Origin of the sequence: Citrobacter sp. Ce006 (assembly GCF_030336535.1) — a bacterium.
Lineage (GTDB): Bacteria > Pseudomonadota > Gammaproteobacteria > Enterobacterales > Enterobacteriaceae > Citrobacter > Citrobacter europaeus.
In genome coordinates, this window is sequence record NZ_JAOWDO010000074.1 from 76174 (window position 1) to 89989 (window position 13816).

The following is a 13816-nucleotide window of genomic DNA, read 5'->3' on the forward strand; positions in this document are numbered from 1 at the left end:
GGGGGGCTTTTTTTATCAGAAGGTTAAGGCATAGTTCAGACCAAAGGTGCGGCCCCGGCCCTTGTATTCATACAGTGAGGGGCTACCGTAGGTTGGGCTGTACAGCAGTGGCGCACGTTGTCCCCACAGCGTGGTGTACTCTTCATTCAGCAGGTTTTCCACGCTGAAGGTCAGCTTACCCAACGGGAGCTGATAGCTGCCGATAAAGTCCATGGTGTTATAGCCATCCAGCTTGTTACCGCTGGCATCGGTCAGATCAAATGTTTGCTGGCTCTGTATGCGTAATGCCCACGGTTCAGGCGCCCAGCCGACCCATGCGGTTGCTTTGGACGGAGAGGCCAGAGTGACATCCCATTTCTGCCATTTACCGTTCTGTTTCACTTCCGATTTAATGACATTAAAGTTGCCGCCCAGACTCCAGTCCGTATCCGCAATGAAATAATCCACCGCACCTTCCAGACCATAAATCCGGCGATCGTCGGGCTGAACGTTAATGGTCATATCACTGCGATTGATAACGATCGATTTATCCGAAGTTGAGTAATAAGCGGCCAGTTGCGTGCGCAGACTATCGCCGGTGTAACGCCATCCCAGTTCGTACGAGTTAACTTTAATCCCTTCCAGGCGTGAATCCGCCACGTTGACGCTGCGCTGAAGCTGATAATGATCGCCAACCAGCGAATAGGTGCCGTTCCCGTAATATTTCCCTGGATCCGGAAGCTCCACGCCCTGAGAGAAGTTAAACCACGTTTGCTGACGGTCGGTCAGGTGGGCGAGGATACCGGCGTTGAACAGGAAATTATCGTAATCGGTTTTGCCGCCCGGAATGGTATCGGCAGAGTTCGCAAGCCCGGTCGCGATTCCCTGCTGTTGAGCATAGCCCACGAAATCATCAACCCTGTTTTCGGTCCATTGATAGCGTACGCCGCCGCTGAGGGTAAAGATGTCGTTAATGTCATAGCTGTTTTGCAGGAAAGGCGCGAAGTTGGTGATGCTATAACCGGGATAACGCCCGGTGGTATAAGCGGTGCGGTTATCCATGCCGCCGGAGGGCAAGGACCAGGCCAGATCGAAGAATTTCTGATTAGAATCGAAGGTCTCGTGATCGGCATCGATACCCCACGTCAGCTCCCAGTTATCCATCAACTGGCTGTTGAGGGTAATTTTGGCACCAAACTGGTCTGTATCCTGCTGTGATGCGGAGAAGCTGGTAACCTTACCTTTGCTGAGCGTCGGGAAAGGATAGAATTTCAGGGATTCGTCGCGGTAATAGATTTGGCTGACCAGGTTCTGGCCGAAAAAATCCGCATCTGAATATTGCAGGCTGATCAGATGACGTTCGGTGCCGGGAATACGATCGGAATTCAGTCCGCTGCTGGTATACGCTTTACCGTTTCCGGTCACGGCTGACATATTCTCGCCGAGATCCAGCCCGTAATCGTCATCCCCCTGGCTCTTATAATATTGCGTAACCAGTTGCAACTGACGGTTGTCGTCAAGTTCAATCGTTCCGGTGCCCATCACGTCCAGACGATCGGAGTGCTGCAGGCCGGTTTGGGTGTTATCCAGCATCAGAGCATCGTGATTACCGTCATACCAGCCACCAAACCGTTGATACGCGACGGACATGCGCCCGGAAGCACGATCGGTTCCTCCGCTCACCGCCGCGGCAACGCGTTCATCATGATCGTTACTGTTGTTGAAGCCGCTTTTACTCCCCAATTCGAGTTCTACTTCACGCTCCGGCTGACCTTTTTTGGTGACGATGTTGATTAATCCGCCGGTACTACCGCCACCATAAAGTGAGGTTGCGCCAGAGATGACTTCAATATGCGCAATGTTAAATGGGTCAATGGAGTCAAGCTGACGACTGTCGGTTCGCGAGGAGTTCAGACGAACGCCGTCAATGAGTACGACGATGGCGCGACCGCGCATATTCATGCCGTAGTTTGTGCGTCCCTGGCTACTGACATCGATTCCTGGGATTAACTGAGCAAGAACATCCTTGAACTCTTTACCACCCTGAACCTGTTGTTCAATCTCGCTTCCTTCAATAACCCAGGTCGTTTGTGCCATTTCTGCCACGGTACGTTGGCTACGGTTGGCGCTGACGATGAGGTTATCTTCCTCAGCCGCAATGGCCGGGAGGGTTAAAGATAACAGGAGAGGATTGAGCACCCAGAGACGCTTATGCATTTGTATTCCTTTTAAAAAAGAGTCGATCTGTTTTGATTATGGCGGTAAAGAAACCGATGGTTACATTGTGAAACAGGCGTTAAAACAAATGCGAATATTGCTGATAATAATTGTTGTTATCAATATGTTTTACAAAAAATGATCAGATAAGATGATGAAAACAATGGAAAATGTAGGGGTAATGCGCGGAGTTTTAACCGGGGGCTGTATCAGCTCCCGGTCATGTCAATACAGCGGGGAAAAGCGGGAAAGGCTTAGGCTTTGATGAGCTCGGGCCAAAGCCGCAGGGTTGTATGTGCTATCTGCATCAGTTTTTCAAATGTTGCACCTTCACGGGCGCTGATCGACATACCCTGTAAAATACAGTTCAGGTATTCGGCCAGTTTTTGCACGTCGCAATGGGCCGGGATTTCGCCTCGCTGCTGGCGCTGGTGAAGAAACTGGGTAAGCGTCTGTTCTTGCATTGCATGGCGGGATTTCACCGTGTGCGCAATATCGCGGGAAGAGGCTGCCAGCGTCGCAGAAGTATTAATCATGAAACATCCCGCCGGGGTGTCCTTGCTGGTGAAACAGGTCGCTATGGCGGTGAAATAGTCTTCCAGCGCGGACTCCAGACTTTTTTCTTCGCAAAACAACTGGGCTTCGTGTTTCGCCGCAAAGCGGGTGATGTAGCGGTCCAGCACGGCACGAAACAACCCTTCTTTATTGGTGAACTCTGCATACAGCGTGGGCGCTTTTGCGCCGGTAGCTTCCACGAGATCGGCGAGCGAGGTCGCTTCATATCCGTGCTGCCAGAAGAGTGTCATGGCCTTATCAAGCGCGGCTTCCCTGTCGAACACTTTTGGTCGGCCACGGCTTTTTTTAGCACAACCTGTCGTTTCAGTTGTCATGGCGCCGATGTACCTTTGTTAGGTTTATTGAATAACCATTATAAAAATATTCGACTGCACACTCCAGTGGATTAACGATAAAAATAATATATATCTATTAGTATGAAAAATAAGGAATTTGTATTTTATTTAACGATCATTATAAAAAAAATATTGACGTGTGACCTGGATCACATCTATGATTTACCTATCGATCGTTAAGTAAATCTTTTCGACACACATTCATCTGCTAAAGGTCACTATCATGAAAAACGTAAAAACTCTGTTTGTTGCTGCTGTTCTTAGCTCACTGTCATTTGCAAGCTTTGCCGCCGTTGAAGTTCAGGCCACACCTGCTGGTCAAGAGAAAGTCGGTACTATTTCTGCGAATGCGGGGACTAACTTAGGTTCTCTGGAAGATCAGCTGGCGCAGAAAGCGGATGAGATGGGAGCGAAGTCTTTCCGTATAACTTCCGTTACCGGTCCTAACACCCTTCACGGGACTGCAGTTATCTACAAATAAGATTTAACCCATCGCAATGCCACTGCGAGTTAAATAAAAAACCCCCGCGGAATAAAATCCAGCGGGGGTTTTTTTATGCGCAGAGTTTACATCGGTTGTTGGGCAACGTCGTGATGACGGGTCACATCGACCGGCATTCCTGAGCGAATTTCCATTGCATGTTCCATGACCGCAGGATCCGTTTGCGCCGCATTTTTAAACGTCTGCATGGATGCGTTCAGCACGATCGGCAGCAACTGCGGGTCGTCATTGATTTTTTCGGACAGCGGCTGGTGTACTTCCACCAGGCGCGCGCCGTTAGGTTCAACAGATGCTTTGATCGGCGTATTGATAATATTGACCCTGGTTCCTGGCTTCACCTGACGGAACAGGGTTTCGATATCACCGTCGCGTAGACGAATACAGCCGGAACTGACGCGCATTCCAATGCCAAAATCAGCATTGGTTCCGTGCAGCAGGTACACACCGCCGTATGCCGCTAAACGAATCGCATGATGGCCCATCGGGTTATCCGGGCCTGCAGGTACAACGGCAGGTAGGTCGATCCCGTTTGCTTTATATCGCGCGCGGATATTTGCCGTAGGCGTCCAGGTGGGGTTGGCGCGTTTATCTGAAATGGTGGTTACCATTGTTGGCGTTAATGTGTCACCACCTAACTGGCCAATACCAATAGGATACACGGTCACCGAATTGGTCCCCGGCTGGTAATAATAAAGACGCAGTTCGGCGAGGTTGATAACAATGCCTTCGCGCGGCGCATCCGGTAGCAGAGTTTGTAACGGGATAGTCAGCACGCTGCCCGGGCGTGGTACGTAAGGGTCAACGCCAGGGTTGGCCTGCAGCAGCGCCAGAAAGCCGACATTGTACTTTTTCGCAATCGCTTCCAGAGAACCGCCATTGTCTTCAACAACGTGAACGGCATTCTGACCCACCACGCGGCTTCCCGGTGGCGGCAGCGGCCAGGTGTTTGCCTGAGCCGGAAGTGCTAACGCGAAGGTCGCGGCAAGCGTAAAAAACGCTAACCAGCGAGAGAGTCGTTTATTGTTTAACATCACCATAAATCCATTGTTTTTACGTGGTTTTTATTATGTAAAAGTAAACAAGAATTATGGCGGTTTGCTGTGTCGGGAAGTGCAGGGAAGTGCAAAGAGTTTGTAAATTCATCAGGCCGGGTGAGGGGGCTCACCCGGCCTGTTCACTATGCTACGGCGTTTTCTTCAAGCTGGCGCATAAACTGGCGTACCCAGTCAATTCGGGTTTTACGCTCGCTCAGATCCTGCATAAATTTCAGCCGGGTTGGACCGTCGAGGCGGAAGTGCTGCGGCTGTTTTTGCAGTAACCCAATCAGCCAGACCGGGTTAACGTGGTTTTTCTCGGCAAATTCAATAGTACCGCCTTTTTCATTACCTTCGAGCTTTCTGATCCCCAGTTTCTGCGCCTGCTGGCGTAAACGGGCGATATCCAGCAACGTACGAGCCGGGTCGGGCAGCAGGCCGAAACGGTCAATCAGCTCGACCTTAATTTCTTCCAGCTCGTTTTCACCTTTGGCACTGGCAATCCGCTTATAGAACGACAGTCGGGTGTTAACATCCGGGATATAGTCATCTGGCAGTAGTGACGGCATGCGTAGTTCGACTTCGGTTTGCTGGCTGGTGAGATCTTCCAGCGAAGGCTCACGTCCCTCTTTGAGCGCATCGACGGCATTTTCCAGCAGCTCCATATACAGCGAGAAGCCGATGCTTTCCATGGAACCACTCTGATCTTCACCCAGCAATTCCCCGGCGCCGCGAATTTCGAGGTCGTGGGTCGCCAGCGCAAAACCTGCGCCCAAATCTTCCAGCGAGGCGATGGCCTCCAGGCGTTTTTGTGCGTCGGTGGTCATCGCTTTTGGATGCGGCGTCAGCAGCCAGGCGTATGCCTGATGGTGTGAGCGCCCCACACGACCGCGCAACTGGTGCAATTGCGCCAAACCGAAGTGATCGGCTCGTTCGATGATGATGGTGTTAGCGGTGGGAATGTCGATCCCGGTTTCGATAATGGTGGTACACACCAGCACGTTAAAACGCTGATGGTGGAAATCGTTCATCACGCGTTCCAGTTCGCGCTCGCGCATTTGTCCGTGGCCGATACCAATCCGCGCTTCAGGCACCAGTTCCGCTAGTCTGTCAGCAGTTTTCTGGATATTTTCGACATCGTTAAACAGATAATAAACTTGTCCCCCGCGCAGAACTTCACGCAGGATTGCCTCGCGCACGACCAGGTTGTCATATTCGCGCACGAAGGTTTTGACTGCCAGACGACGGGCAGGCGGTGTGGCGATGATCGACAGATCGCGCATGCCGCTCATTGCCATATTAAGCGTACGCGGAATTGGCGTTGCCGTCAGGGTCAGAATATCGACATCTGCGCGCATCGCCTTGATGCGTTCTTTGTGGCGAACGCCGAAACGATGCTCTTCATCGACAATCAGCAGACCCAGATCTTTTAACTTCACATCCGCTTGCAGCAGTTTGTGCGTGCCAATGAGAATATCGATTTTACCTTCGGCAACCTGCTCCAGAATCTGCGCTTGCTCTTTGGCGCTACGGAAACGGGACAACATCTCGATGCGTACCGGCCAGTTGGCAAAGCGATCGCGGAAGTTGTCGAAGTGCTGCTGCGCGAGCAGGGTGGTCGGCACCAGCACGGCAACCTGCTTGTGGTTCTCTACGGCAAGAAAGGCAGCGCGCATCGCGACTTCGGTTTTACCAAAGCCGACGTCACCACATACCAGGCGGTCCATGGCCAGCGGTTGGCACATATCGCTGAGTACCGCGTTGATCGCCTGCGCCTGGTCAGGCGTGGTTTCAAACGGGAAGCTGTCGCAAAACAGCTGGTACTGCTCACGGTCATGCTTAAAGGCGAAGCCTTCTTTCGCCGCGCGCTGGGCATAAATATCCAGCAGCTCTGCTGCGACATCGCGTACCTTCTCAGCGGCTTTCTGTCGGGCGCGGGACCAGGCATCACCGCCAAGTTTATGCAGCGGCGCATTCTCTTCTGCACCGCCGGCATAGCGGCTGATCAGATGCAGTGACGACACCGGCACGTACAGTTTGGCGTCGTTGGCATAGGTGAGCATCAGATATTCACCGGTGATACCGCCCGCTTCCAGCGTGGTCATCCCGGCATAACGACCCACGCCGTGCTCCAGATGCACCACCGGTTGACCGGGATGCAGCTCTGCGAGGTTACGAATTAACGTATCCGGGTTGATGGTGCGACGAGAATCCTGGCGGCGGCGCGCCACGCGTTCCCCAAGCAGATCGCTTTCACAAATCAGCGCCAGATTGCGTTTGCTATCGATGAAGCCGTGCTCAGCTGCGCCAATCATCAGATAACGACCGTTATCTACGGCTTCATCGAGTCGCAATATCCGCTTCGGCGCCACTTTAATGCGAGCGAGCAGCTCGCCTAACGCTTCCCGGCGACCTTCACTTTCCACTGAGAAAATCACCGGACCGGTGAAGCCCTCAAGGAATTTACGTAACGCATCTAGCGGCGATTTTTGCTGCGCCTGAACGGCGATGTCCGGCAGCTTCTGGAACCCGAGGTTGGTATTCGCAGCTTTGTTCGCCAGACTCTCGGTTTTCAGTTGAACGCGCGGCCAACGTTTAAGTTCAGAAAACAGCTCATCAACCCGCAGCCACAGGGATTCCGGCGGCAGAAGCGGGCGCATTGGATCAACGCCGCGATTTTCAAAGCGTGACAGAGTATCGGCCTGGAAGCGTTCTGCGCTGGTCTCGATATCACCGGTATTCACCAATAACGTATTGGCGGGGAAGTAGCTGAATAGCGGCGGCAGCGTTTCGCTGAAAAACAGCGGTTGCCAGTATTCAATACCCGCAGGTAACGTGCCTTTACTGACCTGCTGGTAAATATGCTCGGCGTCGCGTTTCACCTCAAAGGTGTCCCGCCACTGGCTACGGAACAGCTCAATGGCCGTTTTGTCAGTCGGGAATTCGTGTGCGGGTAGCAAATTAATGGCATCGACTTCTTCCAGCGTGCGCTGGGTGTCGGTATCAAACAGACGCAGACTGTCGATTTCGTCATCAAAGAAATCCAGGCGATAAGGCAACTCGCTACCCATCGGGAACAGATCCAACAACGCGCCACGCGTGGCGTATTCACCATGTTCCATGACCTGATCAACATGGCGATAGCCAGCGCTGTCCAGCTGTTCGCGCAGGGCGTCGCGCGAAAGCCTCTGACCTTTTTTCATGACCAGCGCATGGCCGTGCAGATAGCTGTGCGGACAAACACGCTGCATCAGGGTATTTACCGGAACGATCAGCACGCCGCGCTGCATGGCAGGCAGCTGATACAGCGTGGAGAGACGCGAGGAGATTATCTCCTGATGAGGAGAAAAGCTGTCGTAGGGAAGCGTTTCCCAGTCGGCCAGGTTCATTACCATCTGGTCGGTAAACTGACGAATTTCATCATGCAGACGTAAAGCATTTTGCATGTCCGGCGCGATCAGTACCACTGGGCCGGCGTGATGTTCGGCGATTTCGGCAACCAGCGTTGCGCAGGCCGCGCCGGTAAGCTCACCCAACTGGCGCTGATCGCCTGCTTTCGCTGGGAGCGTGTAACGATGTTGTTCAGGCATTCGGTTGTCAGGATCTCGTTTAGATATACATCTGATAAGCAATGTTCTTTATTATCCGTGATCGTTTCTCATAAGCAAATTGATTCGCCCCCGAATGGGGGCAAAAAGCGTGTTGGGGTTAGCGCGAGGCGGTAGATAAAGAGGGTGGGGAAAAGAGCAGATCGGCCACGGTTTTCTGTGAGATTTTACGCACCAACAGGCCAAACAGGGTGCACAGCAGCAGGCAGGCGAACGGATACACCAGCAGCAGGGCCAGCTCCGTGTATGCAGGCCAGACGGCATGATTAATTTTGGGGATTAGCGTTAAGCTGAACAGTTCAACCAGAATACGGTGAGTGGTGTAGATGGCGATGGTATTGGCGCCAATCACGCTTAGCGGACTGGATGCGCGCATGCCAAAGCGGCGTTCAAATTGATAAAACAGCTTCATGATTAGCACAATGGAAAGAAGAGAAAGCAGTAGTGACACATTTGCCAGCCACGCGATGACGGCGGCGATTGCGCTAACCAGAAAAATGATTGCATGGCGGCGCAGGGGCACCTCCTTGATCCACACCAACAGCGTTGCGCCAAACCACGCGCCGAGGCTATACCAGGGCAAATTGCGAATCACGCTGTTCATTCCCCACCACGGCGTTGGGACAAAATTGATAGCCACGCTCAGCACCACAAATAACGCCAACAGCGGCACCGCCCAACGGCTGAAAATTTTACACAGTACAAAATAGACAATCAGTGCATACAGATACCACAGGCTGGTGCTGGCGGTCAGCATCCCGTGGGCGAAACCCGCGATCGAACCGGCATAGGCAGCGTTGGCTGCATGGCTCAGATCGCGCTGTGGGGCCAACCAGTTATTGAGAGTCACTAACGCCAGCCATTGCATTACCCCCCAGATCACCAGCACCCAGGCAATACTCCAGATCCGTTTATCCACGCAGGTTGTCCATGGGACGCTATCGATGTAGCGACGGATTAGATACCCCGAAATAAAGAAAAACACCGGCATGCGAAACGGCGCCAGGTACAAATTGAGGTAAATCCAGCATTTGCTCAGCATCTCTGAAAGCGGATGCTGAAAGGTGATGAGGTGCGGGTAAAACGTGATTACCGAGTGGTAAATCACCACCAGACAAATACATAACCCTTTGATCTGATTAATCCATAGTTCTTTTTTACTCATTGAGACGGCGTATCCATATTGATTGCTGTAGCCTGCCATCCTGCGCAACCCGCTGCGCGCTGTAATGCGTAACTGTCTGCTTTTTGTTTTTTTAAGATAAAGATCAGGGACCCGGACTGAAGGGCGGAGGGACAACTTTAGCGGATTGATTTATTTATACTTTTAGGAATAGTGCTGACGAACACTTACGGTTCAGTCATTTACCCATTCCGCTTTCGCTTATATACTCGTGACTTTGCTAACAGCAACCAGACGGATTTCATGTACCAACCTGTCGCTCTATTCATCGGCCTGCGTTATATGCGTGGGCGTGCAGCAGATCGCTTCGGTCGCTTCGTTTCCTGGCTCTCCACCATTGGCATTACTCTCGGGGTAATGGCGCTGGTCACGGTGTTGTCGGTGATGAACGGTTTTGAGCGCGAGCTGCAAAACAATATTCTTGGCCTGATGCCTCAGGCCGTTCTCTCGTCTGAACAGGGTTCGCTCAACCCGCAGCAACTGCCAGAAAAAGCGGTGGTGTTGAACGGCGTCAACCGCGTTGCGCCTATAACTACGGGAGATGTGGTGCTGCAAAGTGCGCGTAGCGTGGCGGTCGGTGTGATGCTGGGTATCGATCCGGCGCAAAAAGATCCGTTAACGCCGTATCTGGTCAATGTGAAGCAAACAGATCTGCAGCCAGGTAAGTATAATGTCATCCTCGGAGAGCAGCTTGCCGGACAGTTGGGCGTTAATCGTGGCGATCAAATTCGCGTGATGGTGCCCTCGGCCAGTCAGTTTACGCCGATGGGGCGTCTGCCGAGCCAGCGTCTGTTTACGGTAATTGGCACCTTCGCCGCCAACAGCGAAGTCGACGGCTACCAGATGCTAACCAACATTCAGGATGCCTCACGGCTGATGCGCTATCCGGTGGGTAATATTACCGGCTGGCGTCTGTGGCTGAACGAGCCGCTGAAGGTTGACACGCTGAGCCAGCAAACGCTGCCGCAAGGTACTAAATGGCAGGACTGGCGCGAGCGCAAAGGGGAATTGTTCCAGGCCGTGCGCATGGAAAAGAACATGATGGGGCTGCTGCTTAGCCTGATCGTGGCGGTGGCGGCTTTTAATATTATTACCTCACTGGGTCTGATGGTAATGGAGAAGCAAGGGGAAGTGGCGATTCTACAAACGCAGGGGCTGACGCCGCGGCAGATAATGATGGTGTTTATGGTTCAGGGGGCCAGTGCCGGGATTATTGGCGCGCTGTTGGGCGCTGTGCTGGGCGCATTGCTTGCCAGCCAACTGAACAACCTGATGCCCATTATCGGCGTGCTTCTGGATGGCGCTGCGCTGCCGGTCGCCATCGAGCCGCTGCAGGTTATCGTTATTGCGCTGGTGGCGATGGCCATCGCGTTGCTGTCTACGCTTTATCCTTCCTGGCGCGCTGCCGCCACTCAACCCGCTGAGGCTTTACGTTATGAATAAGATCCTGTTGCAATGCGACAACCTGTGCAAACGCTATCAGGAAGGCACTGTGCAGACCGATGTACTGCACGATGTCAGTTTTTGCGTCGGCGAAGGTGAGATGATGGCGATTGTCGGCAGCTCCGGCTCCGGTAAGAGTACGCTGCTGCATCTGTTGGGCGGGCTGGATACGCCGACTTCCGGCGACGTCATTTTTAGCGGTCAGCCAATGAGCAAGCTCTCGTCGGCGGCGAAAGCGGAACTGCGCAATCAGAAGCTGGGCTTTATTTACCAGTTCCACCATTTGCTGCCGGACTTTACCGCGCTGGAAAACGTGGCGATGCCGCTGTTGATCGGCAAGAAAAAACCGGCTGAAATCACCGAGCGCGCGCGGGATATGTTGAAAGCGGTAGGGCTGGACCATCGTGCCAGCCATCGCCCATCCGAACTGTCTGGCGGGGAACGCCAGCGCGTGGCCATCGCCCGTGCGTTGGTAAATAACCCGCGCCTGGTTCTGGCAGATGAACCAACGGGTAACCTTGATGCGCGTAACGCGGACAGCATTTTCGAACTTCTGGGTGAGCTGAACCGCTCTCAGGGTACGGCATTCCTGGTGGTGACGCACGATCTGCAGTTGGCGAAGCGGATGAGCCGTCAGCTTGAGATGCGCGATGGTCGCCTGACGGCTGAACTGAGCCTGATGGGAGCTGAGTAATGGCTTCGCCTTTATCATTATTGATTGGTCTGCGCTTTAGTCGTGGTCGGCGGCGTGGCGGTATGGTTTCGTTGATTTCCGTGATATCCACCGTTGGTATCGCGTTGGGCGTGGCGGTGTTGATCGTCGGTTTAAGCGCTATGAACGGATTTGAACGTGAGCTTAACAACCGTATTCTGGCCGTAGTCCCTCACGGAGAGATTGAAGCCGTAAATCAGCCGTGGAATAACTGGCAGGAAGCGCTCGACAAGGTACAAAAAGTGCCGGGTATTGTCGCTGTGGCACCTTATATCAACTTTACCGGACTGGTGGAGAGTGGGGCGAACCTACGCGCGGTGCAGGTGAAGGGCGTTGACCCAAAACAGGAACAGCGTTTAAGCGCGCTGCCATCCTTCGTGCAAAACCACGCCTGGGATAATTTCAAAGCCGGTGAGCAACAAATCATCATTGGTAAAGGTATTGCCGATGCGCTGAAGGTGAAGCAGGGCGACTGGGTGTCGATTATGATCCCTAACGCCAGTGCGGATCATAAGTTACAGCAGCCTAAACGCGTGCGTTTGCACGTTACGGGGATCCTGCAACTGAGCGGTCAACTCGATCACAGCTTTGCCATGATCCCAATGGAAGATGCGCAGCAATACCTGGACATGGGAACCAGTGTTTCCGGGATCGCGCTGAAAGTTAACGACGTGTTTAACGCCAATAAACTGGTGCGAGACGCAGGTGAAGTCACCAATAACTATGTTTATATTAAGAGCTGGATCGGTACTTACGGTTATATGTATCGTGATATCCAGATGATCCGCGCCATTATGTATCTGGCGATGGTGCTGGTGATTGGCGTGGCCTGTTTTAATATCGTTTCCACGTTAGTGATGGCGGTAAAAGACAAAAGCGGCGATATTGCGGTATTAAGAACCCTCGGGGCGAAAGATGGGTTGATCCGTGCCATTTTTGTCTGGTACGGCCTGCTGGCGGGGCTTTTCGGTAGCCTGATAGGCGTCGTTATTGGGGTGATTGTCTCGTTGCAACTGACGCCGATAATAAACGGGATTGAAGCGCTTATCGGGCATCAGTTCCTGTCCGGTGATATCTATTTCATTGACTTCCTGCCATCGGAATTACACTGGCTGGATGTGATTTACGTGCTGGTGACAGCACTCGTGCTGAGTCTTTTGGCAAGTTGGTATCCGGCGCGTCGCGCCAGCAATATTGATCCTGCGAGAGTACTTAGCGGCCAATAACAACAATAATACACTAAAGCATTCATGCTGCATCAAGGCGTAGCCAACGCAGAGGCATCTTGAAGGATGACGTGTATCAAGGAGCGGTGATGTATTACGGATTTGACATCGGCGGGACCAAAATTGCGCTGGGCGTGTTTGATAAGCAACGTCGTCTGCAATGGGAGACTCGCGTGCCTACACCTCGTGACAGCTACGATGCTTTCCTTGATGCGGTCTGCAATCTGGTAACGGAAGCGGACCAGCGATTTGGTGTCAAAGGTTCGGTTGGCATTGGCATTCCTGGCATGCCGGAAACGGAAGACGGCACGCTATACGCGGCCAACGTTCCTGCCGCCAGTGGTAAACCGCTCCGCGCCGATCTCAGCGCTCGCCTTGACCGCGATGTGCGTCTGGACAACGATGCGAACTGTTTTGCCCTCTCCGAAGCCTGGGATGACGAGTTTACCCAATATCCGCTCGTGATGGGGTTGATCCTCGGCACGGGCGTCGGCGGCGGTCTGGTGCTTAACGGGAAATCCATTACCGGACGCAGCTATATCACCGGCGAGTTTGGTCATATTCGTTTGCCAGTCGATGCGCTGACGCTGATGGGCTTTGATTTCCCGCTGCGCCGCTGTGGATGCGGTCAACTGGGATGCATCGAAAGCTATCTTTCCGGCGGTGGATTTGCGTGGTTGTACCAGCATTACTACCATCAACCGCTGGATGCCCGTGAAATTATCGCACTGTGGGAGCAGGGTGATGAACAAGCGCGTGCCCACGTTGAACGCTATCTGGATTTGCTGGCGGTGTGTCTTGGCAATATCCTGACTATCGTCGATCCCGATTTGGTGGTGATTGGCGGAGGCTTGTCGAATTTTACCGCTATTACGACGCAACTGGCGGACCGACTGCCACGTCATCTGCTGCCGGTTGCCCGGGTGCCGCGTATTGAGCAGGCACGGCACGGTGATGCGGGCGGGATGCGCGGGGCCGCTTTCCTACATCTTACCGATTAA

General features: G+C 53.1%; 10 protein-coding genes. 5 read left to right on the forward strand and 5 right to left on the reverse strand.

The annotated features are described in order from the left end of the window. Nucleotides 1–15 precede the first annotated feature (15 nt). Both OGV94_RS23910 and comR read right to left on the reverse strand, forming a co-directional pair. Entirely contained in the window at nucleotides 16–2196 is a 2181-nt protein-coding gene (locus OGV94_RS23910) for a TonB-dependent siderophore receptor (RefSeq protein WP_047412016.1), read from the reverse strand. Between the two features lie 254 nt (nucleotides 2197–2450). Next, nucleotides 2451–3086, reverse strand: coding sequence for a TetR family copper-responsive transcriptional repressor ComR (gene comR / locus OGV94_RS23915; protein ID WP_087051051.1), 636 nt, complete (start codon nucleotides 3084–3086; stop codon nucleotides 2451–2453). A 244-nt stretch (nucleotides 3087–3330) separates the two neighbouring features. Between comR and bhsA the strand changes: the two genes are divergently transcribed. After that, nucleotides 3331–3588 (forward strand): multiple stress resistance protein BhsA, encoded by a 258-nt coding sequence (gene bhsA / locus OGV94_RS23920; protein WP_043017889.1) that lies wholly within the window; start codon nucleotides 3331–3333, stop codon nucleotides 3586–3588. Between the two features lie 86 nt (nucleotides 3589–3674). Here bhsA and ldtC read toward each other — a convergent pair whose 3' ends face one another. The 3 genes from ldtC to OGV94_RS23935 all read right to left on the reverse strand — a co-directional run bounded on the left by ldtC (nucleotide 3675) and on the right by OGV94_RS23935 (nucleotide 9416). Beyond that, nucleotides 3675–4640: a L,D-transpeptidase LdtC gene (gene ldtC, locus OGV94_RS23925; RefSeq protein ID WP_043015981.1), complete on the reverse strand. Its 966-nt coding sequence runs from the start codon at nucleotides 4638–4640 to the stop codon at nucleotides 3675–3677. Between the two features lie 146 nt (nucleotides 4641–4786). Then, nucleotides 4787–8233, reverse strand: a complete 3447-nt coding sequence (gene mfd / locus OGV94_RS23930) for a transcription-repair coupling factor (protein ID WP_047412009.1) — start codon at nucleotides 8231–8233, stop codon at nucleotides 4787–4789. Between the two features lie 118 nt (nucleotides 8234–8351). Beyond that, entirely contained in the window at nucleotides 8352–9416 is a 1065-nt protein-coding gene (locus OGV94_RS23935; RefSeq protein WP_047412006.1) for an acyltransferase family protein, read from the reverse strand. A 261-nt stretch (nucleotides 9417–9677) separates the two neighbouring features. Here OGV94_RS23935 and lolC point away from each other — a divergent pair, with 261 nt between their 5' ends. From lolC to nagK, 4 genes are all read left to right on the forward strand, one after another. Continuing rightward, on the forward strand, nucleotides 9678–10877 hold the full coding sequence (gene lolC, locus OGV94_RS23940; RefSeq protein WP_003030806.1) for a lipoprotein-releasing ABC transporter permease subunit LolC: 1200 nt from the start codon (nucleotides 9678–9680) through the stop codon (nucleotides 10875–10877). After that, nucleotides 10870–11571, forward strand: coding sequence for a lipoprotein-releasing ABC transporter ATP-binding protein LolD (gene lolD / locus OGV94_RS23945; protein ID WP_003832278.1), 702 nt, complete (start codon nucleotides 10870–10872; stop codon nucleotides 11569–11571). The genes lolC and lolD overlap by 8 nt, the downstream gene beginning before the upstream one ends. Continuing rightward, nucleotides 11571–12815 (forward strand): lipoprotein-releasing ABC transporter permease subunit LolE, encoded by a 1245-nt coding sequence (lolE, locus tag OGV94_RS23950; protein WP_199994831.1) that lies wholly within the window; start codon nucleotides 11571–11573, stop codon nucleotides 12813–12815. The genes lolD and lolE overlap by 1 nt, the downstream gene beginning before the upstream one ends. A gap of 89 nt (nucleotides 12816–12904) precedes the next feature. Next, nucleotides 12905–13816, forward strand: a complete 912-nt coding sequence (nagK, locus tag OGV94_RS23955) for an N-acetylglucosamine kinase (RefSeq protein WP_043015985.1) — start codon at nucleotides 12905–12907, stop codon at nucleotides 13814–13816.

Bases quoted from the DNA above. Each gene is read 5' to 3' on its own strand.
- bhsA (WP_043017889.1), top strand. From the start codon at position 3,331: ATGAAAAACGTAAAAACTCTGTTTGTTGCTGCTGTTCTTAGCTCACTG.
- lolD (WP_003832278.1), top strand. From the start codon at position 10,870: ATGAATAAGATCCTGTTGCAATGCGACAACCTGTGCAAACGCTATCAG.
- comR (WP_087051051.1), bottom strand. From the start codon at position 3,086: ATGACAACTGAAACGACAGGTTGTGCTAAAAAAAGCCGTGGCCGACCA.
- nagK (WP_043015985.1), top strand. From the start codon at position 12,905: ATGTATTACGGATTTGACATCGGCGGGACCAAAATTGCGCTGGGCGTG.
- OGV94_RS23935 (WP_047412006.1), bottom strand. From the start codon at position 9,416: ATGAGTAAAAAAGAACTATGGATTAATCAGATCAAAGGGTTATGTATT.
- OGV94_RS23910 (WP_047412016.1), bottom strand. From the start codon at position 2,196: ATGCATAAGCGTCTCTGGGTGCTCAATCCTCTCCTGTTATCTTTAACC.
- lolE (WP_199994831.1), top strand. From the start codon at position 11,571: ATGGCTTCGCCTTTATCATTATTGATTGGTCTGCGCTTTAGTCGTGGT.
- mfd (WP_047412009.1), bottom strand. From the start codon at position 8,233: ATGCCTGAACAACATCGTTACACGCTCCCAGCGAAAGCAGGCGATCAG.
- lolC (WP_003030806.1), top strand. From the start codon at position 9,678: ATGTACCAACCTGTCGCTCTATTCATCGGCCTGCGTTATATGCGTGGG.
- ldtC (WP_043015981.1), bottom strand. From the start codon at position 4,640: ATGTTAAACAATAAACGACTCTCTCGCTGGTTAGCGTTTTTTACGCTT.